Origin of the sequence: Stenotrophomonas sp. ZAC14A_NAIMI4_1, from assembly GCF_003086915.1 — a bacterium.
Lineage (GTDB): Bacteria > Pseudomonadota > Gammaproteobacteria > Xanthomonadales > Xanthomonadaceae > Stenotrophomonas.
The window spans coordinates 1,127,789-1,154,163 of sequence record NZ_CP026002.1; the positions used below are offsets into that span (position 1 = coordinate 1,127,789).

The window sequence follows — 26,375 nt, forward strand, 5'->3', positions numbered from 1 at the left end:
TTGCAGCGTTCTGCTTGCGAGGCATTTCTGCGCCCCTTGGCTCCTTATAATGTCCCCGTACCCTTGGAGTAAGCCTCATGGCCGTCAGCCTGACCCCCATCGCCTTCGAGCGCGTGCAGCGCTTCGTCGCCCAGACCCCCGGCGCCCTGGGCCTGCGCTTCGGCGTGACCAAGACCGGCTGCTCCGGCTGGGGCCACGTGACCGACCTGGCCCGTGACGAGCGTGACGGCGACACCGTGTTCGACCAGGACGGCGTGAAGATCTATGTCGACGCCAAGAGCCTGGCCCTGGTGGACGGCACCGTGATCGACTTCGGCAAGCACGGCCTGAGTGAGACCTTCACGTTCAGCAACCCGAACGCCACTGCCGAGTGCGGCTGCGGCGAAAGCTTCACCACCGACGCCGACAAGGCCTGAGCCTCGCCCAGAGCCTGCTCGGGTAGATGCCGGCCTTGGTTGGCAGGGAAGGAATCCACGGAATGGAACGACCGGTCTTCACCTATCACCCCAACGCCTACGCACTGTCCTTCGAGGATATCGACGGGGTCTGCGACTGCTGCGGCGAGCCGCGGACGCTGCGCTACCGGGGGCCGTTCTACACACACCTGCGCCCGGATTATCTGTGCCCGTGGTGCATCGCCGATGGCAGGGCCGCGGCCCGTTACGGTGGCGAGTTCACTGGCTGGAGTGATATCGAGGGGGTGTCGCCGGACCCGGCCGACCCGCCGCCGACCATTGCCCGCCCGCTGCTGCTGGAGATCTGCGAGCGCACTCCAGGTTATGCCTCCTGGCAGCAGTCGGTCTGGCTCAGCCACTGTGAACGGCCCTGCGCCTTCCTCGGCTATGCCGGCAGCGAAGACCTCCAGCCCATCCTCGACGAGGTCCGGCCGGACGTGGCCGAGGTCAACCCGCGCGACGCCGACTGGGTGCTGGAACATCTGAGCCGGGATGGCGAGATGGTCGGGTGCCTGTTCCAGTGCCTGGAATGCGGCCAGCACCGCCTTCATGTCGATCTGGGGTAGCCCGGGGCGGGTTCAGGTTGCCTGGCCCCGGCCGGTTGCCCGGCACCCCCATCTGCGCCATAATGCGCGGCTTCCTGCCTTCCTGGCGGGAACCCTTGCCCCACCGCGGTAACCACGGCGGGGGGCTGTCCGGCCGCAAGGCCACATCCGAAAGGTAGAAAAACATGAGTCGTCATTACGAAATCGTGTTCATGGTCCACCCGGACCAGAGCGAGCAGGTCCCGGCCATGATCGAGCGCTACAAGTCGCTGGTCGAGAACGGCAACGGCACCATCCACCGTCTGGAAGACTGGGGCCGCCGCCAGCTGGCGTACCCGATCCAGAACCTGGTGAAGGCGCACTACGTGCTGCTGAACATCGAAGCCGACCAGGCCGTTCTGAACGAACTGACCGAAAGCTTCCGCTTCAACGACGCCGTGCTGCGCAACCTGGTCATCAAGCGTGACGAGGCTGACACCGAGCAGTCGCTGATCATGAAGAGCAAGGACGAGAAGGGTGACAAGCCCGAGCGTGGTGAGCGTCGTCGTCGTGATGACGAAGAAGGCGAAACCACCCCCGCCGCTGACAACGATGCCGGCGACGACGCCGCTTCGGCCGCCTAAGGAGCACTGACATGTCCAAGTTCTTCCGTCGCCGCAAGTTCTGCAAGTTCACCGCTGAAGGTGTCAAGGAGATCGATTACAAGGATCTCAACACCCTGCGCCAGTACCTGACCGAGAACGGCAAGATCGTGCCGAGCCGCGTCACCGGTACCAAGTCGAAGTACCAGCGCCAGCTGGCGACCGCCGTCAAGCGCGCTCGCTTCCTGGCCCTGATCCCGTACACCGACAACCACGACGTCTGATGCCCGGCGGGGCGGCCCGGTGCCGCCCCCGCTGTGCCAGCTATTCGGACAGCCTTTGTTGCGGGGCATTGCCTCGCTAACGAATAACTTATCTGGAGCAATACCATGCAGCTGATCCTCCTGCAGAAAGTCACCAACCTCGGCAACCTGGGCGACCTGGTTGACGTGAAGCCGGGCTACGGCCGTAACTTCCTCGTGCCGCAGGGCAAGGCCGTTCCGGCCACCGAGAGCAACAAGGCCGAGTTCGAAGCCAAGCGCGCCGAATACGAAGCCAAGGCCCAGGCCATCCACGCCGACGCTGACGCCCGCAAGGCCAAGCTGGAAGGCGCGAGCGTGACCATCGCCGCCAACGCTTCGACCGAAGGCAAGCTGTACGGCTCGGTCGGCGCCCGCGAAATCGCTGATGCCTTCACCGCTGCCGGCTTCGAGCTGAACAAGAGCGAAGTCATCCTGGGCGAAGGCGCCTTCCGCAACATCGGTGAGTACGACGTCCTGGTGCACCTGCACGCCGACGTCGAAACCACCGTCAAGGTTGTGGTTGAAGCCGAAAAGGCCTGATCCCAAGCCGCAAGGCCTGGTGTCACCAGAACGGGCGCCCGCAAGGGTGCCCGTTTTGTTTTTGTGGGCCCCTGTCCGCGCGGCCGGGCCCGGGTAATGTTCCACGCCCCTCGTAGAACACAGCCACATCGGTATACTCAGGGCGTCACACCCGTTCCACGGCCAGCGATCCCAGCAGGATCAATGACTTGGAGGGTAAGCAGGCCGCTCGCCGGCCCCAGTCCGGAACCTCTATGCGTCTTTCCACGATCAAGCTGTCCGGCTTCAAGTCGTTCGTCGATCCGACCACCCTGCACCTGCCGACCAACATGACCGGCGTGGTGGGGCCCAATGGCTGCGGCAAGTCGAACATCATCGACGCCGTGCGCTGGGTCATGGGCGAAAGTTCGGCCAGCCGCCTGCGCGGCGACTCGCTGACCGACGTGATCTTCTCCGGTTCCAACGCCCGCAAGCCGGTCTCGCAGGCCACCGTCGAGCTGATCTTCGACAATTCGGACCACACGATTTCCGGCGAGTACGCCTCGTTCAACGAAATCTCGGTCAAGCGCACCGTCAGCCGCGACGGCAGCAGCAACTATTATCTCAACGGCACCAAGTGCCGCCGCCGCGATATCACCGATCTGTTCCTGGGCACCGGCCTGGGGCCGCGCAGCTACTCGATCATCGAGCAGGGCATGATCAGCCAGATCATCGAGGCGCGGCCGGAAGACCTGCGCGTGTACCTGGAAGAGGCCGCAGGCATCTCCAAGTACAAGGAGCGCCGCAAGGAAACCGAAACCCGCATCCGCCATACCCGCGAGAACCTCGACCGCCTGGGCGACCTGCGCGACGAGATCAGCAAGCAGCTCGAACACCTCAAGCGCCAGGCCCGGCAGGCCGAGCAGTACCAGGCCCTGCAGGAAGAGCGCCGGGTCAAGGATGCCGAGTGGAAGACCCTGGAGTTCCGCGGCCTCGATGGCCGCCTGTCCAAGCTGCGCGAAGGCCTGTCGCAGGAAGAAACCAAGCTGCAGCAGCTGATCGCCGACCAGCGTGACGCCGAGGCCCGCATCGAGACCTCGCGCGTGCGCCGCGAAGAGGCCGCCGACGCGCTCAATACCGCGCAGGCCGCCGTCTACCAGGTGGGCAGCACCCTGGCCCGCGTCGAGCAGCAGATCCAGCACCAGCGCGAACTGTCGCAGCGCCTGCACAAGGCGCGCGATGAAACCCGGCAGGCACTGTCCGAGCTGGGCCAGCACATCAGCGGCGACGAAGCCAAGCTGATGGTGCTGCGCGAGGCGGTCGACGATGCCACCCCGCAGCTGGAAGCGCTGCAGGAAGAAAACGAGATCAAGCAGGAAAGCCTGCGCGAGGCCGAAGACCGCCTGGCCAGCTGGCAGCAGCGCTGGGAGCAGCACACCTCGCAGAGTTCGGAAGCTTCGCGCGCCGGCGATGTCGAGCGCACCCGCGTGGACTACCTGGACAAGCAGATCCTCGATGCCGACCGCCGCCGCGAAGCGCTGGCCGCCGAGCGCGCCGGGCTGGATGTGGATGCGCTGGAGGAGGCCTTTGAGCAGCTGCACCTGCAGCACGAAACGCAGAAGACCGCGCTGGACGAACTCGGCGAGGACGTCGAGCAGCGCAAGCAGGGCGTGGCCGCCGTGCAGGAACAGCAGCGCACGGGCCAGAACGAACTGGCCGAGCTGCGCAAGCAGGCCAATGGCCTGCGTGGCCGCCTGGCCTCGCTGGAAACCCTGCAGCAGGCCGCACTCGGCCAGGAGCAGGGTGCCGCCGTGGCCTGGCTGAAGGCGCAGGGGCTGGATTCGGCCGCGCGCGTGGGCGAGCGCCTGGACGTCGACGCGGGCTGGGAAAATGCCGTGGAAAGCGCGCTCGGCCAGTTGATCGAAGGCGTGCTGGTGGATGATCCGGCGCGCCTGGTCGATGCACTGGGCGAGCTGGGCGACGGCCGCATCGCGCTGGTGGCCGACGATGCCGGTGAGTTGAAGGTGGCGCCGACGTCGCTGGCGGCGCGCGTACGCGGCCCGGTCGCGATCCGCCGCCTGCTGGCGCACCTGCACGGTGCCCGCGATCTGGCCGAAGCGAAGACGCTGCAGGTGGGCCTGCCCGAGGGCGATTCCATCATCACCCAGGGCGGCGAGCGCCTGGGCCAGGGCTGGCTGCGCGTGTCGCGCTCCGGTGCGGCCGAGCAGGGCGCGCTGCTGCGCGAACGCGAGATCAACGAACTGCGCGAGCAGATCGAGCAGCTGCAGGACCGCGAGGCCGAGCTGGAAGAACAGCTCGCTGGTTTCCGTGACCAGCTGCTGGCAGCGGAGCAGCAGCGCGAGGACGCGCAGCGCTCGTTGTACCAGGCCCATCGTGCGGTGTCCGAGCTGGCCGGCCAGCTGCAGGGCCAGCAGGGCAAGGTGGAAGCTGCGCGCACGCGCATCGATCGCATCGAAGGCGAGCTGGCGCAGTTGCTTGAAACACTGGACGTCAATCGCGAACAGGCGCGCGAGGCGCGCTCGCGGCTGGAAAACGCCGTCAGCAGCATGGGCGACCTGGAGTCGACGCGGCAGGGCCTGGAAGGCGAACGCCGCCAGCTGACCGATGCGCGCGACCTGGCCCGAGAAGCGGCGCGTTCCGTGCGCGAGCGCTCGCATGCCCTGGCCCTGACCCTGGAATCGCAGCGTGCCCAGGTGGCATCGCTGAGCCAGGCACTGGAGCGCATGAGCACGCAGCGCGGCCAGCTGGATTCGCGCCTGGGCGAACTGCATTCGCAGCTGGACGAAGGCGATTCGCCGGTCGAATCACTGCAGTCCGAACACCAGAACGCGCTGGAAGAGCGCGTTCGCGCCGACCGCGTGCTGACCGAAGCGCGCACGCTGCTCGATGGCATCGACGCCGAGCTGCGCAATTACGAACAGACCCGCCACCAGCGTGACGAGCAGGCGCTGGCCCAGCGGGAGCGCATTTCGCAGCGCAAGCTGGACCAGCAGGCGTTGGTGCTCAGCGCCGAGACCCTGCAGGGCGCGGTGGAAAAGGCCGGTTTCGTTCTGCAGGACGTGCTCAACGCGCTGCCCGACGATGCCCGCCTGGGCGACTGGGAACAGGCGGTGCACCAGATCGATGGCCGCATGCGCCGGCTGGAGCCGGTCAACCTGGCGGCCATCCACGAGTACGGCGAGGCCTCGCAGCGTTCGGATTATCTGGACGCGCAGCACACCGACCTGACCACCGCACTGGAAACCCTGGAAGACGCCATCCGCAAGATCGACCGCGAAACCCGCGGGCGCTTCAAGGACACTTTCGACCGGGTCAACGCCGGCGTGCAGGCGCTGTACCCGCGCCTGTTCGGCGGCGGCCATGCCTACCTGGAACTGACCGGTGAAGACCTGCTCGACACTGGCGTGACCATCATGGCGCGCCCGCCGGGCAAGCGCGTGTCCAGCATTTCGCTGCTGTCCGGCGGCGAGAAGGCGATGACCGCGGTGGCCCTGGTGTTCGCCATCTTCCAGCTCAACCCCGCGCCGTTCTGCCTGCTGGACGAGGTGGATGCGCCGCTGGACGAGGCCAACGTCGGCCGCCTGGCCAACATGGTCAAGGAGATGAGCGAGAAGGTGCAGTTCCTGTTCGTCAGCCACAACAAGGCAACGATGGAGGCGGCCCACCAGCTTTCGGGCGTCACCATGCGCGAGCCGGGCGTCAGCCGCCTGGTCAGCGTGGACCTGGAAGAAGCCGCGCGATTGGCGGGCGCGGCATGACGTGCCATTCTAGTTACCTGAATGAACTAGCCGGAGTACCTACCGAATGACCGACACGGCACTGTTGCGCATCGGCATCCTGGCCGCCGGCCTGCTGCTGGTTGCTGCGATCTTCCTGTTTGGCCGTCCGAAGAAGAAGCCGCAGGGACGTCGCGTGGAGAGCGCTGAACCGACTGCCGGCGAGCGCCGCGAGCCGGTGCTGGGCGAAGACGGCGTGGCCCTGGCCGAGACCCGCAGCGAGCCGGGCCTGGGCGATGAAGGCCAGCAGGCCGAGCTTGGCCTGGCCGATACCGATGCCGGCAGCAGCGATCTGGGCAAGCGCGCGACCCAGGACTTCGACAAGATCGTGTCGTTGTTCGTGGCCGCCCGCGCCGGTGAGCAGCTGCGTGGCGAGGACATCGTGGTGGCGGCCGAGAAGACCGGCCTGGTGTTCGGCCACATGAACGTGTTCCACCGCCTGGTGGAAGGCCATCCCGAGCGCGGCCCGATCTTCTCGATGGCCAGCATCATGAAGCCGGGCAGCTTTGACATGGCCAACATCCGCGCCATGGAAACCCCGGCAATTGCCTTCTTCCTCACCTTGCCGGCGCCGCTGACCGCGCTGGATGCCTGGGAAAAGATGCTGCCGACCGTGCAGCGCATGGCCGAGCTGCTTGATGGCGTGGTGCTGGATGACAGCCGCAACGCCCTGGGCCGCCAGCGCATCGCCCACATCCGCGACGAGCTGCGTGCCTACGACCGCCAGCACCAGGCCCCGCCGCTGACCAAGACCCCGCGCTGGTAAACGCCCTTCTGTAGAGTCGAGCCATGCTCGACTGCCTTTATGTAGAGTCGAGCCATGCTCGACTGCCTTTATGTAGAGTCGAGCCATGCTCGACTCCGCAAGATGGGTCGTGCGCGACCCGCCCTAGGGCGCGCTATCGAACCACCGGCACCAGGCAAACGGATGATCGCCGAGCTGGGCCGCCAGTCCGGCGCGGACAGGATTCGCTGCGATATAGAGCGCTTGGTTCTTCAAGGATTCGTCACACCGCACCGCATGGTCGTAGTAGCCACGCTGCCAGAGTGGTCCGTCGGTGCCGATGAGTCGGCTGCAACGCGATTTCATCATCTGCACCGACGCGGCAAGGGTTCCCGAGCGCAGTTGCATCAACCAATGTACGTGATCCGGCATGACCGCCCAGGCCAGGTTGAGACATCGGCTTTCCTGCTCGATCCACTGTAACCCCGCAACAATCACGGCTGCGTGGGCTGGATCATCAAAGTGCCGATGGCGCTGGTGGGTGACCGTGGTGATCGCGTAGACGTTCCGCAATTGCGACCAACGGCCTTTCAGTAGTTGTGGGCTGGGCATGACTCAGCATTGGCTGGCTGAGGCAGCTTGGGTATCGCTTGAATGCGGTCAAGCTTGTAGGGAAGGCCCCAGTCGAGCATGGCTCGACTCTACAGAGGGCCAGGCCGCGCCCCAGCTGAGCATGGCTCGACTCTACATCGGCACGCCGGTGACCTTCGCGAATGCGCGACGGAACGCGGCCATTTCCTCTTCGGTGCCCACGGTCACCCGCACGCGTTGCGGCCAGATCGGCCAGCTGCGGCCGATCACCACGCCGTCGTCGGCCATCGCCTTGGCGAACGCGTTGCCGTCGCGCTGCACATCCACCACGAAGCAGTTTGCTTCCGACGGCACGCAGCTGAAGCCGCGCTTGCCCAGCCAGGCGATGGTGGCCTGCCGGGCCTTCGCATTCTGCAGTCGCCGCTGCGCGATCAACCCGGGATCCTGCAGGCTGGCCAGCGCGGCCGCCAGCGCCGGCACCGGCAGCGGGTTCTCGCCCAGGCTGCCCAGTTCGCGCAGCCGGTCGGGGTGGGCCGCCGCAATGCCCAGGCGCAGGCCGGCCATGCCGTAGAGCTTGGAGAACGTACGCAGCACGATCAGGTCATCGCGATGGGCCACCTGTGCGATCAGGCTCGGCTGATCGCTGTACTGCAGGTAGGCCTCGTCCACCAGTACGCGGGTGCTGGTCGGCTTGTTGGCCAGCAGCCAGGCCAGTTCGGCCGCCGGGCTGATCGAGCCGGTGGGGTTGTTCGGATTGCATACGTACATCAGCCCCGTCGGCTGCGCATGCGCCGCAGCCACCATCGCGCGCAGGTCGTGCGCACCATCGGCGCGCAGCGGCACCTTCTGCACATGAGCGCCACGCGCAGCAGCCATGTCACCGAGCGTTTCGAAGGTGGGGTCGGCCACCACCAGCGCTGCCTGCGGGCCGGTCCACAGCGTGGCGGAGCGGTTCAACGGCTCGCTCGAACCCGGGTAGAGGCGCACATGATCGGCCGGGATGCCGGCCTGGGCGACGAAGGCATCGCGCACCTGCCCCGCCAGGGCGAACTGATACCGGCCGCTGCCGGCGATGCTGTCGCGTGCCGCCTGCTGGGCGGCGGGCGAGGGGCCATACGGGCACTCGTTGAAGTTGAGCAGGACCGGACCGGCGGCAGCGGGTGCGGCGGCGGGCTGGGCCTGGCCGAGGCGGGGCAGGCTGCTGCCGGCGGCGACAAGGCCGACCCCGGCCAGTTGCAGGAAGTGGCGGCGGGAAGCGGGCAGGGACACGGGGAGGATTCCGGAGGGCAACCGCAGCACGCTAACGCTGGTGGGGGCGGGCGGCAAGCGGGGTGTTTGTAGAGTCGAGCTTGCTCGACTGCTCTACCGGCCCAGTCGAGCAAGCTCGACTACAAAGGAGGCAGTCCACGGTCGGGGTCAGAGCCCCTTCGGGGATCCGACCCCGAGAGGTGCCAGCATGACGGGGCCTGGCGCCCGGGCGCGGTAGAATTCACGGCCATCCCAGAAACACCGGATCCCGATGAGCTCCAGCCCCGCCGAACGCGCCGAAGACCTCCGCCGGCAGATCGCCCAGGCCAACCGCGCCTACCACGAGCTGGACGCGCCGGAGATCCCCGATGTCGACTACGACCGGCTCGTACGCGAGCTGGAGGCGCTGGAACGCGAGCACCCGGAACTGGCCGTGGCCGACAGCCCCACCCAGCAGGTGGGTGCGCGTCCGTCCGGCCGCTTCGCCGAGGTGCGCCATGCGGTGCCGATGCTGTCGCTGTCCAACGCCTTCAGCGATGAGGAAGTGGCCGATTTCGTGCGCCGCATCGACGAGCGCCTCGGCCGCCGCAGCCTGCAGTTCTCGGCCGAACCGAAGATGGACGGGCTGGCGATCAGCCTGCGTTATGAATACGGCGCGTTCGTGCTGGGCGCCACCCGTGGCGATGGCAGCACCGGCGAGGACGTGACCGCCAACCTGCGTGAGATCAACGACATTCCCAAGCGTCTGCAGGGCCAGGACTGGCCCGACGTGCTGGAAGTGCGCGGCGAGGTCTACATGGCCCGTGCCGATTTCGAGGCCTACAACGATCGCGCGCGCCTGCACGGCGGCAAGGTGCTGGCCAACCCACGCAATGCCGCGGCCGGTTCGCTGCGCCAGCTGGATGCGAAGATGAGTGCACAGCGCAGGCTGAGCTTCTTTGCCTACGGCACCGGCGACGTGCAGGGCGGTGAACTGCCTGACACCCATTCGGGCACGCTGGCGCAGCTGGGGGCCTGGGGTTTCCCGGTGAGCGAGCTGTGCAAGGTGGTGGACGGCACTGACGGCCTGCTCGGTTACTACCGTGACATCGGCGAGCGCCGCGACGGCCTGCCGTTCGATATCGACGGCGTGGTCTACAAGCTCGACGATCGCGCCGGCCAGCAGGCCATGGGCTTCGTCTCGCGCGCGCCGCGCTGGGCCATCGCGCACAAGTTCCCGGCGCAGGAACAGAGCACCACGGTCGAGGCGATCGAGATCCAGATCGGCCGCACCGGTGCCGCAACACCGGTCGCGCGCCTGGCGCCGGTGGCAGTGGCCGGCGTGATTGTCTCCAACGCCACGCTGCACAACGCCGACCAGATCGCACGCCTGGACGTGCGCGTGGGCGACAGCGTGATCGTGCGCCGCGCCGGTGATGTCATTCCCGAAGTGGTCAGCGTCATCCTCGACCGCCGCCCGCAGGGCACCACGCCGTGGCAGATGCCGACCCGTTGCCCGGTGTGCGGCTCGGAGATCGTGCGCGAAGAAGGCGCTGCCGCGTGGCGCTGCTCGGGTGAACTGAGCTGCCCGGCGCAGCGCAAGGAAGCCATCGCGCACTTCGCCTCGCGCCGTGCGATGGATATCGATGGGCTGGGTGACAAGTACATCGAAACCCTGGTCGACGCCGGCATCGTCAAGCGCGTTGCCGACCTCTACCAGCTGACCCGCGACCAGCTGCTGCACCTGAAACTGGTGCTCGATGCCGAGGATCCCTCGGCGCTGGCCAACAGCCTCAAGCCGCACCTGCCGGCCGAAGGCAGTGGCGACGTGCTCAACGCCGTGCTCAAGCTCGACGGCCAGGACCCGGCATGGCGCGCGCAGGCGCTGGTGCAGCCGGTGGTGTTCGAATGGAACACGAAGAAGATCGCGACCAAGTGGGCCGACAACCTGATCGCCGCCATCGATGCCAGCCGCGAGGCCAGCCTGGAACGGCTGCTGTTCGCGCTGGGCATCGAACACGTGGGCGAGAGCACGGCCAAGGCGCTGGCGCTGTGGTTTGGTGATCTGGCGCTGATCCGCCGCCTGCCGTGGCCGCTGTTCAAGCGCGTGCCGGATATCGGTGGCGAAGTGGCGCGCTCGCTGGGGCATTTCTTCGAGCAGGACGGCAACCAGCAGGCCATCGACGCGCTGCTGCAGGTCGGCCAGGTCCGCATCCGCGATGGCCACCCGCCGAGCGCCAAGCTGCGCGAGGGCCTGGACCTGGCCCAGCTGCTGGTGGAAGCCGAGATTCCCGGCATCACCCGCCTGCGTGCGGAAAAGCTGGTGGCCGTGCTGCCCAGCGCACAGGCGGTGCTTGACGCCGAGCATGGCCAGTTCGTCAACGCCGGCCTGCCCGATGACACCGCGCGCGGCGTGGCCCAGTGGCTGGACACGGATGGCCATGGCGCGATGCTGCTGGCGGCGGAAACCGAGATGCAGCACATCCTGGCCAAGGCGCCGGCGCTGGCCGAGGTCGTCGCTGGTCCGCTGGATGGGCAGACCGTGGTGCTCACCGGCACGCTGGCCCAGCTCACCCGCGATGTCGCCAAGGATCGCCTGGAAGCGCTGGGGGCCAAGGTCTCCGGCAGTGTCTCCAAGAAGACCAGTTTCCTGGTGGCGGGCACCGAGGCCGGCTCCAAGCTGGACAAGGCGCAGTCGCTGGGGGTGCCGGTGTGGGATGAAGACCGCCTGCTGGCCTATCTGGCCGAACACGAGTAATGACCCCGCCGGGCGCCGCGTGCGCCCGGTCTGACGCATGAGAGGACAACCGATGCAGACCGCCCCGCTGGATTTCCGCCTGGCCACCCGTGCCGACGAGGCGCTGCTGATCGCGCTGATGCGTGAGTTCTACGCCGAAGACAAGATCGAATTCGACGATGCGCGCGTGCGCCGTGGCGTCGATGCACTGCTGGCCGACCCGCGCAACGGCGAAGTGCTGCTGTGGCTGGACGAGGCAGGGGAGGTCTGCGGCTACGCGGTCATCGCCATGGGCTTCAGCCTGGAGCAGGGCGGCCATTTCATGCTGCTGGACGAGCTGTACCTGGCGCACCGCGCGCGCGGCCGCGGCCGTGGCAAGCAGGCGCTGGCCACCTGCGAACAGCGGGCACGTGGCCGCGGTGTCAGCCGCCTGCGCCTGGAAGTGAACCACCACAACGAACTGGCGCGGCGCCTGTACCTGGCCAGCGGCTACATCGATGACACCCGCGATCTGCTGACCCTGCCGCTGGACCACCCGCGCCCGGAGGGCATCCTGTGAGCGAGGCCCTGCTGCGCGCGCTGCAGCAGCGTGCCGCGCTCAATGCGCTGGTGCGCCGTTTCTTCGCCGAGCGCGATGTGCTGGAAGTGGAAACGCCGATCCTCTCGGTGGCCGGTAACACCGAACCGAACATCGACAGCTTCCATACCGATTTCAGCGGCCACGTCGATGCCGGTGGCCGCCGCCGCTGGCTGCGCACGTCGCCGGAATTTCCCCTGAAGCGCCTGCTCGCCGCGGGCGTGGGCGATTGCTACGAACTCGGCCGGGTGTTCCGCAATGGCGAGGCCGGTGGCCGCCACAATCCCGAGTTCACCATGCTGGAGTGGTACCGCGTGGGCTGGGACCACCATCGCCTGGTGCAGGAAACGGCCGAGCTGGTGCGCCAGGCGTTGGCGCTGGTCGGGCGCACGGCAACACTGCGCGTGCTCAGCTACCGTGAACTGTTCCTGCAGCATGCCGGCGTCGATCCGTTCGATGCGGACGAAGGTGCGCTGCGCACTGCGCTGGGTGACGTGCACATCGATCCGGTGGGCCTGACCCGTGACGACTGGCTCGACCTGCTGATGACCCACCGCATCCAACCGCACTTCGATGACGCGGTCATGACCGTGGTGCATGACTGGCCCGCCAGCCAGGCGGCGCTGGCGCGCATCCGCCCGGGCACGCCAGCGCTGGCCGAGCGGTTCGAGTTGTACCTGGGGGCGGTCGAGCTCGCCAACGGCTATCACGAGCTGAACGATGCAGGCGAGCAGCGTGCGCGCTTCGAACATGACCAGCAGCGCCGGCACGAACGTGGCCAGGTGCAGCCGGCGCTCGATGAGGCCTTGCTGGCGGCATTGCCTGCGATGCCTGCCTGTGCAGGTGTCGCGGTGGGCGTGGATCGCCTGCTGATGGCGATGAACCGCACGCCGCGCATCGCCGATGTGCTGGCCTTCGATTTCGCGCATGCCTGAACGCATGCGCGTGCGCTGCGCCTGAACAAAACCGACGGATTTCGCGCTTGATTCAGCAAGCACGATGATGGTCTTATCACGCCTGATGCGGGACACTGGCATCGTGATTCATCCGCTCCGTTGGGGAATGCTTTGGTCAAGTGGTTTGCGGTCGTGGCGGCACCGGTGTACTCCATGGCGATATGGGGCGGCGTGCTGCCGTCGTCGGCGTCGGCCCAGCCGGCCGGCTACGAGGGCGAAGTGGTGACCTGCGAATCGCGCGACATGGGCTGGGTGCACTGCGATATCGACGTCAGCAACGGCGTCGACCTGGTGCGCCAGTTGTCGAGCAATACCTGCATCCGTGGCAGCGAGTGGGGCACCGACCGCAGTGGCGTGTGGGTGACCCTGGGCTGCCGTGCTGAATTCCGCGCGCGTTCCGCGCAGGGTGCCGCTGGCACGACTGCTGCCAGCGACGGCAAGGGCAAGCGCCTGGTGCGCCGCGTGGTGCGCTGCGAATCCAACGGCCGACCGCAGAGCTGCCCCGTGCGGCTGGATGGCGCGCCGGTTCGCCTGCTGCGCCAGCTTTCGGTGCTGCCATGCCGCGAAGGGCAGGGCTGGGGCTACAAGCGCAACGAGGTCTGGACCAGCCGCGGCTGCCAGGGCGATTTCGAGGTGGCCGACGATGACGGCCGGTTCGTCGACGTGGCACGCAAGCTGACCTGCGAATCCAAGTCCAAGCGGCGGCGCTTCTGCGGTGCCACCATCTCCACCGAGGCGAAGGTGATCAAGCAGTTGTCCGGCACGCCCTGCGAGGAAGGCAGGACCTGGGGCTGGAGCCGCAACGGCATCTGGGTGGATGGCGGCTGCCGCGCCGATTTCTCGGTGAATTGAGCCCGCTCAGGCTCCAACCGCGCCGGGCGTGGCCCTACAATGGGCCCATGAACACTGCCACCGACCTCGACTACGCCCGCTACGACCACATCCGCCCGATCCTGTGGACCGGCGATGCCCTGCAACTGCTTGACCAGCGCAAGCTGCCGTTCGTGGTCGAACACGTGGTCTGCCATGACAGCGACGAGGTCGCCAGCGCCATCCATGCACTCACCGTGCGCGGTGCACCGGCCATCGGCATCGCCGCCGCCTGGGGCGTGGTGCTGGCAGCACGCGACGTGCAGGCCGCTGATGGTGCGCATGCACTGCAGCAGATGGAACCGGCACTGCAGCGGCTGAACGCCTCGCGCCCCACCGCGGTGAACCTGGCCTGGGCGCTGGCGCGCATGCGTCGCTGCCTGACCGCCGCCGGCGCCGACTGGAAGGCGCTTCTGGAAGCCGAGGCCCAGGCCATCGCCGAGGAAGACCTGGCCGCCAACCGCCACATGGGTGCGCTGGGTGCGGGCCTGATCGAGGCCGGCAGCGGCGTGCTCACCCATTGCAATACCGGCTCGCTGGCCACCGCCGGCTTCGGCACCGCGCTGGGCGTGATCCGCGCCGGCATGGCCCAGCACCGCATCGCCCGCGTGTTCGCCGGTGAAACCCGGCCGTGGCTGCAGGGTGCACGCCTGACCGTGTGGGAACTGCAGCAGGACGGCATCGACGCCACCCTGATCGCCGATTCGGCCGCCTCGCACCTGATGAAGACCGGCGCGGTGCAGTGGGTGATCGTCGGCGCCGACCGCATCTGCGCCAACGGCGATACCGCCAACAAGATCGGCACCTACCAGCTGGCCATTGCCGCCCGCCACCACGGGGTGAAGTTCATGGTCGTGGCACCGTCCTCGACGGTGGACATGGAGACCGTGGACGGCAGCCAGATCGAGATCGAGCAGCGCGACCCGGGCGAGTTGTACGGCGTGGGCGGCACCCGCACCGTGGCCGAGGGCATCGCCGCCTGGAACCCGGTATTCGACGTCACCCCGGGCGAGCTTATCGACGCCATCGTGACCGAGCGCGGCGTCATCCTGAACCCGACCGCCGGGAACATGCGCGCGGCCTTCGGCGGCTGAGGCAGGCGGGTCCTGCCGGGGTCGGATCCCTTTCTGCAGGAAAGGGCTCTGACCCCTTGTTCGCCCCATCCACGCATGGCGTGGATCTACTGGTATGGCGCAGCCGGGCATGGGCTCGGCTCTACAGGGGCGGTATGGACCCCTAAGTTCCTGATTTGTGCCGGTAAAATCCCCGTAAAGGGAGGCGGAAAACGGCCTGTTGTGGTAGTATCCACAGGTTGAATCGAGGTTCCGGCACGACCCCCTCCCGCAGAGGGCTGCGCCGGACTGGACCGCTACCAGACAACGGAACCCGAATGGCAGAAACCGCCAAGGAAATCATCCAGGTCAACCTGGAAGACGAGATGCGCAAGAGCTACCTCGATTACGCCATGAGCGTGATCGTGGGCCGCGCGCTCCCGGATGCGCGCGACGGCCTCAAGCCGGTGCATCGCCGCGTGCTGTTCGCGATGAACGAGTTGAACGCGCACAGCAACAAGCCCTACTTCAAGTCGGCGCGTATCGTCGGTGACGTCATCGGTAAGTACCACCCGCATGGCGATCAGTCGGTGTACGACACGCTGGTGCGCCTGGCACAGCCGTTCTCGCTGCGTTACATGCTGGTCGATGGCCAAGGTAACTTCGGTTCGGTCGACGGCGACTCCGCTGCAGCAATGCGATACACCGAGGCGCGCATGTCGCGGCTCGCGCATGAGCTGATGGCGGACATCGACAAGGAAACCGTCGATTTCCAGCCCAACTACGATGAGAAGGAACTGGAGCCGACGGTCATGCCGACCCGGTTCCCGAACCTGCTGGTCAATGGTTCGGCCGGTATCGCGGTGGGCATGGCCACCAACATCCCGCCGCACAACCTGACCGAATCGATCAACGCCTGCATCGCGCTGATCGATAATCCGGAGATCGATATCGATGGCCTGATGGAGTACATCCCGGGCCCCGATTTCCCGACCGCCGGCATCATCAACGGCACCGCCGGCATCGTCGCCGGCTACCGCACCGGCCGTGGCCGCGTGCGCATCCGTGCCCGTGCCGATATCGAAGTGGCCGACAACGGCCGTGAATCGATCATCGTCACTGAAATTCCTTACCAGGTGAACAAGGCGCGTCTGATCGAGAAGATCGCCGAGCTGGTCAAGGAAAAGAAGATCGACGGCATCAGCGAGCTGCGCGATGAGTCCGACAAGGACGGCATGCGCATCTACATCGAGATCAAGCGCGGTGAATCTGCCGAGGTTGTGCTGAACAACCTGTACCAGCAGACGCAGATGGAATCGGTGTTCGGCATCAACATGGTGGCGCTGGTCGATGGCCGCCCGCAGCTGATGAACCTCAAGCAGATGCTCGAGGCCTTCGTCCGCCACCGTCGCGAAGTGGTTACCCGCCGCACCGTGTTCGAGCTGCGCAAGGCGCGCGCCCGTGCCCACGTGCTGGAAGGCCTGACCGTCGCGCTGGCCAACATCGACGAGATGATCGAGCTGATCAAGACCTCGCCGAACCCCAACGAAGCGCGCGAACGCATGCTCGCCCGCCTGTGGGAGCCGGGTCTGGTCGGTTCGATGCTGGGCGCCGCCGGTGCCGAAGCCTCGCGTCCGGAAGACCTGCCCAAGGGTGTGGGCCTGATCGAGGGCGGCTACCAGCTGACCGAGATCCAGGCCACCCAGATCCTGGAAATGCGCCTGCACCGCCTGACCGGGCTGGAGCAGGACCGCCTGACCGACGAGTACAAGCAGCTGCTGGAAGTGATCGCCGGGCTGATCCACATCCTGGAAGATCCCGACCGCCTGCGCCAGGTCATCCGCGAGGAACTGGTCAACGTCAAGGCAGAATTCGGCGACGAGCGTCGCACCGAGATCCGCCACAGCGAAGAAGACCTGGACATCCTCGACCTGATCGCGCCGGAAGACGTGGTGGTCACCGTGTCCCACGCCGGCTACGTCAAGCGCCAGCCGGTGAGCGTGTACCGCGCGCAGCGCCGCGGTGGCCGTGGCCGCAGTGCGGCAGCGACGAAGGAAGAGGATTTCATCGAACAGCTGTGGCTGGTCAACACGCACGACACGCTGCTGACCTTCACCAGTTCGGGCAAGGTGTTCTGGCTGCCGGTGTACCAGCTGCCCGAAGCCGGTTCCAACGCCCGCGGCCGTCCGATCATCAACTGGATCCCGCTGGAACCGGGCGAACGCGTGCAGGCCGTGCTGCCGGTACGCGAATACGCCGATGGCCAGTTCGTGTTCTTCGCCACGAAGAACGGTACGGTCAAGAAGACCCCGCTGAGCGAGTTCGCCTTCCGCCTGGCCCGCGGCAAGATCGCGATCAACCTGGACGAGGGCGATGCGCTGGTCGGCGTCGGCCTGACCGATGGCGAGCGTGACATCCTGCTGTTCGCCTCGAACGGCAAGACCGTGCGCTTCGGCGAGGACAAGGTCCGCTCGATGGGCCGTACCGCCACCGGCGTGCGCGGCATCAAGATGCCGGCCGGCGAGGAAGTGGTCAGCCTGATCGTGGCCGAGAGTGCCGGCGGCAGCGAGGATGAGAACGAGGACGACAACGGTGTCGAGGACATCGCAGCCAATGGCGATGCGGTGATCGACGGCGCCGACGACGCCAGCGTGCAGTACATCCTGACCGCCACCGAGAACGGCTACGGCAAGCGCACCCCGCTGCCGGACTACCCGCGCAAGGGTCGTGGCACCCAGGGCGTGATCGGCATCCAGACCACCGAGCGCAACGGCAAGCTGGTCGCCGCGGTGCTGATGGGTTCCGATGACGAGGTCCTGCTGATCTCCGACGGCGGCACCCTGGTGCGTACGCGCGGCTCGGAAATCAGCCGCGTCGGCCGCAACACCCAGGGCGTCACTCTGATCCGCCTGTCCAAGGACGAGAAGCTGCAGGCGGTGGAGCGCATGGATGCCTCGATCGACGAGGACGAGGACGAGGTGCCTGCTGCCGCCCCGGCCACGACCGACGGCGCACCGGCTGCGGCCAGCAGCGAGGACGCCGCGCAGGAGTGATCCTGCCGCGATGAGAGGTACCCGACGACGCCGGCCTTGTGCCGGCGTCGTCGTATCTGCAGGCAAAGAACGCATTCATTTCACAGGCAGGGGCGGATAACGGTGGGTGAACCAGCGGACGATGCCGTCCGCAGTGGAGCCCCCCGTCCAACCGGCCACCCGGCCGCGCCCTGGAGCCTGAAATGCCTGCCGCCCCCGCTGCCGTTCCCCCCGAAGACCCCTCCCGCACGCCGCGTCGCCGGCACCCGGTGGCCACCCTCCTGTCCCTGCTGCTGATCCTGCTCGGCGCCGTCATCGGCGGCCTGGGTATCTGGCTGCTGACGCTGGGCGGTTCCTGGTACTACGCCATCGCCGGTGTGGCCATGCTGGCCAGCGGTGTGCTGCTGTGGGGCAACCGCCGCAGTGCCGCGCTGCTGTTCGCCGCCATTTTCATCGGCACGCTGCTGTGGACGTGGTGGGAGTCGGGCAGCAGCTACTGGCGCTGGGTGCCGCGGCTGGGTCTGGTGACCGCGCTGGCGATCGTGATGGCGCTGCTGGCCCCGACCCTGCAGCAGCCTTTTTCGCGTCGCGCATCGCGCGGTGTTGCGGCGGTCTTGATGCTGGTGTTCGTGGCGGCCTTTGCGCTCGCCTTCGTGCCGCACGGTGAAGTGCGCGGCGAGCAGCCGTTCCCCGATGCCGCCGCCTCGACCGGCATCGATCCCACCGAGGACACCACCGGCCTGCAGCCCTCCGACCGCCCGGCCGACGGCGACTGGGCCGCGTGGGGCCGCAACAATGCCGCCACCCGTTTCTCGCCGCTGCAGCAGATCACCCCGGACAACGTGGCCACGCTGCAGCCGGCCTGGCAGTTCCGCACCGGCGACCTGCCAGAGAACCGCTGGGGTGCGGAAACCACGCCGCTGAAGATCGGCAACCGCCTGTACCTGTGCACCGCGCGCAACCAGTTGATCGCACTCGACGCCAGCAGCGGCAAGGAAATCTGGCGTTTCAATCCGAAGGTGAAGGACGCTTCCATTCCCTACACCGCAGCGTGCCGCGGCGTGTCCTATTACGAACAACCGAGTGGCGCCGCCGTGGTCGATGCTGCTCTGGCAGATGCGGCGGCCGACCTCGCACTGCCTGCACCGCCGCCGACCGCAGGCGCCGCCAGCGTGCCCGGCAACCGCCCGGCCTGCACCGCACGCATCATCGAAGGCACCCTAGACGGCCGCATCATCGCCGTGGATGCCGACAGCGGAAAGCCCTGCGCCAACTTCGGCAACAACGGCCAGGTCGACATCACCCTGGGCATGGGCAACACGCCGCCGGGCTATGTGTCCATCACCTCGCCGCCGGCCATCGTGCGCGGCGTCATCGTGACCGGCCACCAGGTGCTGGACGGCCAGCGCCGCGATGCGCCGTCGGGCGTCATCCAGGCCTACGATGCGGTGACCGGCAAGCTGCGATGGGCCTGGGACATGGACCAGCCGGAACTGACCGGCCTGCCGGCGCAGGGCAAGGAGTACACGCGTGGCACGCCGAACATGTGGACCACCGCCACCGGCGATGAAAAGCTGGGCCTGGTCTATCTGCCGATGGGCAATTCCGCAGGCGACTACTGGAGCGGCTCGCGCACGGAAAACCAGAACAAATACGCGACCTCGCTGGTCGCCATCGACGTGACCACCGGCAAGCCCGCCTGGCATTTCCAGGCCGTGCGCAAGGATGTCTGGGATTACGACATGGGTTCGCAGGCCAGCCTGATCGACTACCCGACCGCACAGGGCAAGGTGCCGGCCATCCTGCTGCCGACCAAGCAGGGCGACATGTACATCCTCGACCGCCGCACCGGCGAGCTGCTGACCCCGGCGGAAGAACGCAAGGTGCCGACCGGCGGTGTCGAACCGGAGCAGCGCTCGCCCACCCAGTTGTTCTCGCTGTACCACACGCTGCGCCGCGAGCACGACCTGACCGAGCAGGACATGTGGGGCATCACGCCCATCGACCAACTGGTGTGCCGCATCCAGTTCCGCAAGGCGCATTACGAAGGCTTCTACACGCCGCCGAGCGCAGACCACCATTCGATCGAATACCCCGGCTACAACGGTGGTTCGGACTGGGGCAGCGTGGCCATCGATACGCGGCGCGGGGTGATCGTGGCCAACTACAACGACATGCCCAACTACAACCGGCTGGTGCCGCGCGCCGAGGCCGACCGCAAGGGCTGGCTGCCGCGCGAGGCGATCACCCATGACAAGGGCGGCGCCGAAGGTGCGGGCGACCCGCAGGTGGGCACGCCGTACGCCATCGACGTCAACGCCGGCTGGCGCCTGCCGTTCACCGGCCTGCTGTGCAAGCAGCCGCCCTACGGTGGCATCCGCGCCGTCGACCTGCGCACCGGCAAGCTGCTGTGGGATCGGCCGTTCGGCAGTGCGCGTGGCAATGGCCCGTTCGGCATCCGTTCCGGCCTGCCGATTGAAATCGGCACGCCCAACAACGGTGGCGCGGTGGTGACCGCCAGCGGACTGATCTTCATCGCGGCGGCCACCGACGACCTGCTGCGCGCCATTGATCTGAAGACCGGCAAGGAACTGTGGCACGCCAAGCTGCCGGCCGGTGGCCAGGCCAACCCGATGGTGTACGAGCAGGACGGCCGCCAGTACGTGGTGATCGTTGCGGCCGGGCACCACTTCATGGAAACGCCGAAGGGCGATTACGTGATGGCGTACGCGTTGCCGAAATGACGGGGTAGAGTCGAGCGTTGGTCGACTGCCCTTCGCGACCCAACTAGAACCCCGCGCCTCGCGCGGGGGTCGACCAACGGTCGACTCTACCCAGTCGGCGCCGGGTCATTTCCCTACGGGATGATTGGTCTCGCGCTGCCGAAATGGCGGGGTAGAGTCGACCGTTGGTCGACTGCCTTTCGCGACCCAACTAAAACCCCGCGCCTCGCGCGGGAGTCGACCAACGGTCGACTCTACCCAGTCGGCGCCGGGTCATTTCCCTACGGGATGACTGTTCTCGCGCTGCCGAAGTGACGGGGTAGAGTCGACCGTTGGTCGACTGCCCTTCGCGACCCAGCTAAACCCCGCGCCTCGCGCGGGAGTCGACCAACGGTCGACTCTACCCAGTCGGCGCCGGGTCATTTCCCTACGGCATGACTGTTCTCGCGCTGCCGAAATGACGGTGAGGGGCAGGGGGAGACGGAGGGTAGAGTCGACCGTTGGTCGACTGCCCTTCGCGACCCAACCAAAACCCCGCGCCTCGCGCGGGGGGCGACCACCGGTCGACTCTACCCAGTCGGCGCCGGGTCATTTCCCTACGGGATGACTGGTCTCGCGCTGCCGAAATGGCGGGGTAGAGTCGACCGTTGGTCGACTGCCCTTCGCGACCCAACCAAAACCCCGCGCCTCGCGCGGGGTCGACCAACGGTCGACTCTACTCAGTCGGCGCCGGGTCATTCCCCTATGGAATGACTGGTCTCACGCCGATGCCAGAACGGAGCCACCATGGGCATGTTCAACCACATGCCCAGTCCACAACTCCTCATCGGCCGCCGCTCCATCATCGGCAACGTGTACGCAATTACGATGATCTGCAGAGATCGTCGTCCCATCTTCGAAGACCCAGCCAACGCCGGCATCGCGATACAGGTGCTGGAGGCAATGGACCAACAAGGGCTGACCTCGTCGCTTGCGTGGGTGGTCATGCCCGACCACCTGCATTGGCTTGCCCAGCTTCGCGAAAAGTCACTCGGCTACTGCGTGCAGCGCTTCAAGTCACGCAGCGGTTTGCTGATCAACCAACATCGCGGAAGCGCCGGGGCCCTCTGGCAGGCGGGCTACTTCGACCATGCGATCCGCAGTGAGGAATCACTGCGAAAGCATGCGCGCTACATCCTGGCCAATCCCATAAGGGCAGGATTGGCAACCCGACTGGGCGAGTACCCGCAGGGATGGTGCCGCTGGCCGCTGGATGATACCGACCCAGGGTAGAGTCGACCGTTGGTCGACTGCGCTTTGCGACCAGGCCAAAAGGCCCCGCGCTTTGCGCGGTAGTCGACCAACGGTCGACTCTACCCGCTCGGCACGCGCCAGCGTTGGGCTAGGATGGCCGCACGACTCGTCTGCGAAGGAATCGCCATGTTCGTGCGCTGTCCCGCCGCCCGCCAACTGTTCTGGGCGCTGTTGATGCTGTTGTGCATGGGGGCCGCGCACGCTGCGCGGCCCGCCCCTGAGGCAAAACGTGCAGCCGATGACTGGCTGGCTGCCTTCAATGCCGGCAGCCTTGAAGGCTTGCAGGCGTTCGCCGACCGTTACGCCAAGAAGGAAGGCAGCACTCCGCAGGATTACCTGGAATTCCGCGCGTCGACCGGCCCGCTGAAGCTGCTGGAGGTGCGTGAGAGCACGCCACTGCAGGCAAAGCTGCTCGTGCTCGCGCAGCAGAGCGAGCGTGCGATGCTGGTCACGGCGGAGATGGACCCGGCCCATCCGCAACGACTGAAGCTGTTCCAGCTGGAAGGCACACCCACGCCGGAACAGTACCAGCCCGCACGCGTTCCCTTGCCGGCGCTGATGGCTGACGCCCGCGCCAAGCTGGACGCCTTGGCCGCTGAGGATGCGCTCTCCGGTACCGTGCTGGTGGCGCAGAACGGGCGCGTGCTGCTGGACTGGAGCGGTGGCCTGGCTGACCGCCGCGCGAACAACGCGGTCGATGCACGGACGCAGTTCCGCCTGGCCTCGTCCAACAAGATGTTCACCTCGGTGGCCATCCTGCAGCTGGTACAGGCCGGCAAGGTGAGCCTGGACGATACGATCGGCAAGCACCTGCTGGACTACCCGAACAAGGCCGTCGCCGATACCGTGACCGTGCGCCAGCTGCTGACCCACACCAGTGGCCTGGGGGATTTTTTCGGCGATGATTTCGAGCAGTACTCAGCCTCGCTGAAGACGCTCGATGATTACGTGCAGCGTTTCGCCAAGGATGCGCCGCAGTTCACGCCTGGCAGCCAGGACAGATATTCAAACTACGGTTTCATCGTGCTCGGGCGCATCATCGAGGCCGTGTCCGGGCAGTCCTACTACGCCTATGTCGATGAACACATCCTGCGCCCGGCGGGCATGACCGCCACCGGCTTCGAGCCGGAAACCGTGGACGTCGCGCAGCGTGCCGTTGCCTACACGAAGAAGGAAGGCCAATGGACGCGCGAAACCAGATCGCTGCCCTGGCGTGGCATGTCGGCTGGTGGCGGCTACAGCACCGCCGCTGACATGCTGAAGTTCTGCGAGGCGCTGCGCAGCGGCAAGCTGGTGTCGCCGGCACTGCTGCGCCAGGCCACCACCGCGCAGAATCACAAGGGCTGGTATGGCTTTGGATTCGTGGTGCAGGGGCAGGGCAGTCAGCGCCAGTACGGGCACGAGGGGGGTGCACCGGGCTCGAACAGTGCCATCGTCGTGCTGCCCGAGCAGGGTTACGTGGTCATCGGCCTGGCCAATGTTGATCCGGATGCGGTGGGCAACGTGGTCAACTACATCGCCCGGCGGTTGCCACTGTGAGGAGGTCCGATCGTAGGACAGGCGTGTTGACGCTGCACCGGCTGGCAAACCAGAATCGGACCATGAACCGATTCGTTTCCCTGATGTGTCTGGTCGGCGGCCTGGCGTTCCTGCTGCGCGGCGTGCAGGTGCTCTTCAATGTCATCCCGCTGATCGATGCCAGTGGCGCTAGCGTGGCGTACGCGCAGGGCTACCTGCACGGGCAGATCGCAGCGGGATGGCTGTTGATCGCCGCCGCCGGGAGTTGCGCGTTCATCGCATGGCGGCGCACACGCGTCGGACGTTGATACAAGGTGCCGCCTCAGCGCGGCACCCGCACCATCTTCGTCATCAAGTGCTCCACCACGCCCGCAGGGTCGGCGGTGCGGCCCACGTGCGTGCTGGACATCTGCACGATCGAACTGCGCTTGGCGGTAAGGAAATGGAAGCGCGCGCGTGCCGGCAGCTGTGCGATCGGGCCGGCGTTGGCGTCGCCGCGGCAGATGGCCACGATGGCATCCAGCCACGGTTGCAGGGCTTCCAGATCAAGCGCGGGGGCGAACGCCTGCAGGCGCGCCGCATTGATTTCGATGGCCGCTTCCAGGTGGCGTGCGCCGGGGCAGGACACGATCACCCCGACGTTGATGAACTCCTCGCGTTCCACCCGCGGTACCACGCGGATGACGGCATAGTCATACGTGTGCAGCGTGGGCACGGATGGCCTCCTGCACGAACACCGCACGCACCTTCAGGCGGTGCTTGAGGTAGTTGATGTAGCCCTGGCGGTAAGCCTGCGGACTGTCGAAGGCCGGCTCGTCCACCAGCCAGCTGTCCGGCACCAGGTCGACGATGCGCTCGATTTCCGCATCGGGCAGGCGTGCGGCCAGCTCGGCATCCACCTCGGCAATGCGGCTGGCAAACGGCAGCAGCACATGGTCACGGATCAGCACGAAGGGCTTTTCGCAGGCGTCGCCGGCATTGGCCCAGTCGTGGTGGAAGTACATCGCCGCACCGTGGTCGATCAGGTACAGCTTGCGGTGCCAGACCATCAGGTTGGGATTGCGCGTGGTGCGGTCGACGTTGCTGGTGAAGGCATCGAACCAGACCAGGCGCGAGGCCAGGTCGGCATCCACCGGCATCGCGGCAGGATCGTAGTTGATCGCGCCGGGCAGGTAATCCAGGCCCAGGTTCAGACCCTCGCTGGCACGGATCAGGTCCTGGATCTCCGGGTCCGGTTCGGTGCGGGCGAACTCGCTGTCCAGCTCCACGAACAGGATTTCCGGAATCGGCAGGCCGACCGAGCGGGCCATTTCGCCGGCGATCAGCTCGGCGATCAACGCTTTCGGACCCTGGCCGGCGCCACGGAACTTGAGCACGGCCATGCCGTCGTCGTCGGTCTCGACCACGGCGGGCAGGGAACCCCCTTCGCGGAGCGGGGTGATGTAGCGGAGGGCGTGGACGGTTCGCACGGCGGGCGTTGATGGATGGGTTGCGCGCAGTTTACCTTGGCCACCCGCGCACGGTACGCGCACGGGTGGATGGCAACGGAATGGAGCATTGCGATGGCGTGGGGTGTGGACGAAATCTATCTGGCCGCGACGGAACGGGCCGTAGCCTGGGCAGCAGGATCGCCGTTCGCACACATCGCCTACCTGTGGTGAAGGACCCGGTGGCATCCTGCGATGCACGGGGGGATGAGCATCGTCAAAGCGTTGGCGCGCAGGGCCTTCTGGTGCTTCACGGCGTAGGCAGCCCGCAAGGATTCCAATCCGGGCACATACCGGGGGCGGTGCATTGGGACGGGCTGCGGCCAGACGCCGGGGCAGCGCCGGTCGATGCCGCCGTTGGCGCGCAGCTCCAGGCGTACATCACGCAGATGGACATGCGCGGCCTGGAGGCGCCCGATGCGTTCCGCGCGTGGCTGCGGGAGGTGTCGCTGCGCCTGCAGCAGCCGCTGATGTTCTATACCGCTTCGACGTTCGGTGGCACCTGCGACTACGACTACGCGTTGACCTATACGCCGACGGAGCGCCTGCATGCAACGCGTTTCGAGGGCCTGCGGCCGTGCAGTCCGACGGCGCTGCAGTCCGGCCTCGCATGCCTGTCGATCACCCTGCCGACCAGCTATTTCGCACTGCATGAGCGCAGCTTCGATTGGGCTTCACGGGTGCTTGCGCAGTGAATCACGTCGGCGGCGCGCACGTCGGGGGCATCCAGGGGCGCATGGATGAATGCGTAGGTCGCCAGGCATAGGGCAGGCTGTCGCCAAACGTAACGGCCACTGTCTGACAGCGCGGCGGGCACGGCATTGCGCGCCATCTTCACTTCACACTGCCTCTGGCGATGGCAGCATTCATCCCCGGGGAGCATGAACCGGCCAGGATGGCCGTGGTGTACGAGAGCTGCCATCCTTCAAGCGTTTCCACGATGTTCTTGCAGGCTTTGGAGGTGCACCCATGAACGACGAATCCAATTCCCTGCTGCCGACCCTGGACGATGCCAAGGCCGAGCAGATGATCGGCAAAGTGGTACTGGTCGGTATCACCCGTTATGGCGGCGATGGCCAGATGCGGGACCAGCAGCAGTATTCGGGCACGGTGCTGCGCATCAGTGCCGAGGAAGGCGTCGTGCTGGCCGACGAGGCCGATGGCCACGAGCGTTACCTGCCACCGATGCTGGACCAGTACCTGCCGGCCGAGCCGGGCGAGTACCGGCTGCGCTCCGGTGGTGAGATCGTGGTCGACCCCGATTACCTGACCACCTGGGATCTGCACGCGCAGCAATGAGGCGAGGTGCGTGGCCGCCGGGCATGGCCCGGCGCTACCACAGACACCGGCGGATCAGTGGTAGCGCCGGGCCATGCCCGGCGTGCATTGCTTCCGGCCCATTCACAACCC

23 protein-coding genes are annotated in these 26,375 nt (G+C 66.8%); 19 read left to right on the forward strand and 4 right to left on the reverse strand.

Going from position 1 to position 26,375, the window contains the following annotated elements:
* Nucleotides 1–77: 77 nt before the first annotated feature.
* The 7 genes from C1926_RS05205 to zipA all read left to right on the forward strand — a co-directional run bounded on the left by C1926_RS05205 (nt 78) and on the right by zipA (nt 6,944).
* Complete coding sequence (locus C1926_RS05205; protein ID WP_079222388.1) at nt 78–416, forward strand: iron-sulfur cluster assembly accessory protein; 339 nt, start codon at nt 78–80, stop codon at nt 414–416.
* A 62-nt stretch (nt 417–478) separates the two neighbouring features.
* Nucleotides 479–1,021, forward strand: a complete 543-nt coding sequence (locus C1926_RS05210) for a CbrC family protein (RefSeq protein ID WP_108758450.1) — start codon at nt 479–481, stop codon at nt 1,019–1,021.
* Nucleotides 1,022–1,185: 164 nt separating this feature from the next.
* Entirely contained in the window at nt 1,186–1,623 is a 438-nt protein-coding gene (gene rpsF, locus C1926_RS05215) for a 30S ribosomal protein S6 (RefSeq protein WP_006376493.1), read from the forward strand.
* Between the two features lie 11 nt (nt 1,624–1,634).
* On the forward strand, nt 1,635–1,865 hold the full coding sequence (gene rpsR / locus C1926_RS05220) for a 30S ribosomal protein S18 (RefSeq protein ID WP_002804494.1): 231 nt from the start codon (nt 1,635–1,637) through the stop codon (nt 1,863–1,865).
* 105 nt (nt 1,866–1,970) lie between these two features.
* Nucleotides 1,971–2,423 (forward strand): 50S ribosomal protein L9, encoded by a 453-nt coding sequence (rplI, locus tag C1926_RS05225; RefSeq protein ID WP_079222386.1) that lies wholly within the window; start codon nt 1,971–1,973, stop codon nt 2,421–2,423.
* 233 nt (nt 2,424–2,656) lie between these two features.
* Complete coding sequence (smc, locus tag C1926_RS05230) at nt 2,657–6,160, forward strand: chromosome segregation protein SMC (RefSeq protein ID WP_108758451.1); 3,504 nt, start codon at nt 2,657–2,659, stop codon at nt 6,158–6,160.
* Between the two features lie 46 nt (nt 6,161–6,206).
* A complete protein-coding gene (gene zipA, locus C1926_RS05235; RefSeq protein WP_079222384.1) occupies nt 6,207–6,944 on the forward strand; it encodes a cell division protein ZipA in 738 nt (245 codons plus the stop codon).
* 123 nt (nt 6,945–7,067) lie between these two features.
* On the opposite strand, the gene C1926_RS05240 is transcribed toward zipA, so the two are convergent.
* Together C1926_RS05240 and C1926_RS05245 are read right to left on the reverse strand one after the other, a co-directional pair.
* On the reverse strand, nt 7,068–7,514 hold the full coding sequence (locus C1926_RS05240; RefSeq protein ID WP_108758452.1) for a transposase: 447 nt from the start codon (nt 7,512–7,514) through the stop codon (nt 7,068–7,070).
* Nucleotides 7,515–7,646: 132 nt separating this feature from the next.
* Entirely contained in the window at nt 7,647–8,762 is a 1,116-nt protein-coding gene (locus C1926_RS05245) for a pyridoxal phosphate-dependent aminotransferase (RefSeq protein ID WP_108758453.1), read from the reverse strand.
* Nucleotides 8,763–9,012: 250 nt separating this feature from the next.
* On the opposite strand from C1926_RS05245, the gene ligA reads away from it, so the two are divergent.
* The 10 genes from ligA to C1926_RS05295 all read left to right on the forward strand — a co-directional run bounded on the left by ligA (nt 9,013) and on the right by C1926_RS05295 (nt 23,786).
* Nucleotides 9,013–11,478, forward strand: coding sequence for an NAD-dependent DNA ligase LigA (gene ligA, locus C1926_RS05250; RefSeq protein WP_108758454.1), 2,466 nt, complete (start codon nt 9,013–9,015; stop codon nt 11,476–11,478).
* 52 nt (nt 11,479–11,530) lie between these two features.
* Nucleotides 11,531–12,016, forward strand: coding sequence for a GNAT family N-acetyltransferase (locus C1926_RS05255; RefSeq protein ID WP_079222381.1), 486 nt, complete (start codon nt 11,531–11,533; stop codon nt 12,014–12,016).
* Entirely contained in the window at nt 12,013–12,969 is a 957-nt protein-coding gene (gene epmA, locus C1926_RS05260) for an EF-P lysine aminoacylase EpmA (protein WP_108758455.1), read from the forward strand. Before C1926_RS05255 ends, epmA begins: the two co-directional genes overlap by 4 nt.
* Before the next feature lie 132 nt (nt 12,970–13,101).
* Nucleotides 13,102–13,842, forward strand: coding sequence for a DUF3011 domain-containing protein (locus C1926_RS05265; RefSeq protein ID WP_108758456.1), 741 nt, complete (start codon nt 13,102–13,104; stop codon nt 13,840–13,842).
* 47 nt (nt 13,843–13,889) lie between these two features.
* Nucleotides 13,890–14,954 carry an S-methyl-5-thioribose-1-phosphate isomerase gene (mtnA, locus tag C1926_RS05270; protein WP_108758457.1) on the forward strand — a complete coding sequence of 355 codons (1,065 nt, stop codon included), beginning with the start codon at nt 13,890–13,892 and terminating at the stop codon, nt 14,952–14,954.
* 296 nt (nt 14,955–15,250) lie between these two features.
* The gene (gyrA, locus tag C1926_RS05275; RefSeq protein WP_108758458.1) at nt 15,251–17,965 is read left to right on the forward strand and encodes a DNA gyrase subunit A; all 2,715 of its coding nucleotides are present in this window, start codon (nt 15,251–15,253) and stop codon (nt 17,963–17,965) included.
* 182 nt (nt 17,966–18,147) lie between these two features.
* The gene (locus tag C1926_RS05280; protein WP_108758459.1) at nt 18,148–20,688 is read left to right on the forward strand and encodes a membrane-bound PQQ-dependent dehydrogenase, glucose/quinate/shikimate family; all 2,541 of its coding nucleotides are present in this window, start codon (nt 18,148–18,150) and stop codon (nt 20,686–20,688) included.
* A gap of 783 nt (nt 20,689–21,471) precedes the next feature.
* A complete protein-coding gene (locus C1926_RS05285) occupies nt 21,472–21,939 on the forward strand; it encodes a transposase (protein ID WP_108747849.1) in 468 nt (155 codons plus the stop codon).
* 207 nt (nt 21,940–22,146) lie between these two features.
* Nucleotides 22,147–23,499 (forward strand): serine hydrolase domain-containing protein, encoded by a 1,353-nt coding sequence (locus C1926_RS05290; RefSeq protein WP_343125653.1) that lies wholly within the window; start codon nt 22,147–22,149, stop codon nt 23,497–23,499.
* A 62-nt stretch (nt 23,500–23,561) separates the two neighbouring features.
* Nucleotides 23,562–23,786, forward strand: a complete 225-nt coding sequence (locus tag C1926_RS05295) for a hypothetical protein (protein WP_159095037.1) — start codon at nt 23,562–23,564, stop codon at nt 23,784–23,786.
* A gap of 14 nt (nt 23,787–23,800) precedes the next feature.
* Here C1926_RS05295 and C1926_RS05300 read toward each other — a convergent pair whose 3' ends face one another.
* A complete protein-coding gene (locus C1926_RS05300) occupies nt 23,801–24,193 on the reverse strand; it encodes a DUF3037 domain-containing protein (RefSeq protein ID WP_108758462.1) in 393 nt (130 codons plus the stop codon).
* On the reverse strand, nt 24,171–24,947 hold the full coding sequence (locus C1926_RS05305; protein WP_108746963.1) for a HipA family kinase: 777 nt from the start codon (nt 24,945–24,947) through the stop codon (nt 24,171–24,173). The genes C1926_RS05300 and C1926_RS05305 overlap by 23 nt, the downstream gene beginning before the upstream one ends.
* A gap of 200 nt (nt 24,948–25,147) precedes the next feature.
* Here C1926_RS05305 and C1926_RS05310 point away from each other — a divergent pair, with 200 nt between their 5' ends.
* Nucleotides 25,148–25,660: a hypothetical protein gene (locus tag C1926_RS05310; protein WP_159095038.1), complete on the forward strand. Its 513-nt coding sequence runs from the start codon at nt 25,148–25,150 to the stop codon at nt 25,658–25,660.
* Nucleotides 25,661–25,934: 274 nt separating this feature from the next.
* Entirely contained in the window at nt 25,935–26,264 is a 330-nt protein-coding gene (locus tag C1926_RS05315; protein ID WP_108758464.1) for a hypothetical protein, read from the forward strand.
* The last annotated feature ends 111 nt before the right edge of the window (nt 26,265–26,375 follow it).

Excerpts from the sequence above, each read along its gene's own strand:
- C1926_RS05240 (WP_108758452.1), bottom strand. The coding sequence starts at position 7,514 with ATGCCCAGCCCACAACTACTGAAAGGCCGTTGGTCGCAATTGCGGAAC.
- rpsF (WP_006376493.1), top strand. The coding sequence starts at position 1,186 with ATGAGTCGTCATTACGAAATCGTGTTCATGGTCCACCCGGACCAGAGC.
- C1926_RS05295 (WP_159095037.1), top strand. The coding sequence starts at position 23,562 with ATGAACCGATTCGTTTCCCTGATGTGTCTGGTCGGCGGCCTGGCGTTC.
- C1926_RS05280 (WP_108758459.1), top strand. The coding sequence starts at position 18,148 with ATGCCTGCCGCCCCCGCTGCCGTTCCCCCCGAAGACCCCTCCCGCACG.
- C1926_RS05210 (WP_108758450.1), top strand. The coding sequence starts at position 479 with ATGGAACGACCGGTCTTCACCTATCACCCCAACGCCTACGCACTGTCC.
- C1926_RS05255 (WP_079222381.1), top strand. The coding sequence starts at position 11,531 with ATGCAGACCGCCCCGCTGGATTTCCGCCTGGCCACCCGTGCCGACGAG.
- rplI (WP_079222386.1), top strand. The coding sequence starts at position 1,971 with ATGCAGCTGATCCTCCTGCAGAAAGTCACCAACCTCGGCAACCTGGGC.
- C1926_RS05315 (WP_108758464.1), top strand. The coding sequence starts at position 25,935 with ATGAACGACGAATCCAATTCCCTGCTGCCGACCCTGGACGATGCCAAG.
- ligA (WP_108758454.1), top strand. The coding sequence starts at position 9,013 with ATGAGCTCCAGCCCCGCCGAACGCGCCGAAGACCTCCGCCGGCAGATC.
- zipA (WP_079222384.1), top strand. The coding sequence starts at position 6,207 with ATGACCGACACGGCACTGTTGCGCATCGGCATCCTGGCCGCCGGCCTG.
- gyrA (WP_108758458.1), top strand. The coding sequence starts at position 15,251 with ATGGCAGAAACCGCCAAGGAAATCATCCAGGTCAACCTGGAAGACGAG.
- C1926_RS05205 (WP_079222388.1), top strand. The coding sequence starts at position 78 with ATGGCCGTCAGCCTGACCCCCATCGCCTTCGAGCGCGTGCAGCGCTTC.
- rpsR (WP_002804494.1), top strand. The coding sequence starts at position 1,635 with ATGTCCAAGTTCTTCCGTCGCCGCAAGTTCTGCAAGTTCACCGCTGAA.
- smc (WP_108758451.1), top strand. The coding sequence starts at position 2,657 with ATGCGTCTTTCCACGATCAAGCTGTCCGGCTTCAAGTCGTTCGTCGAT.
- mtnA (WP_108758457.1), top strand. The coding sequence starts at position 13,890 with ATGAACACTGCCACCGACCTCGACTACGCCCGCTACGACCACATCCGC.
- C1926_RS05285 (WP_108747849.1), top strand. The coding sequence starts at position 21,472 with ATGCCCAGTCCACAACTCCTCATCGGCCGCCGCTCCATCATCGGCAAC.
- C1926_RS05290 (WP_343125653.1), top strand. The coding sequence starts at position 22,147 with ATGGGGGCCGCGCACGCTGCGCGGCCCGCCCCTGAGGCAAAACGTGCA.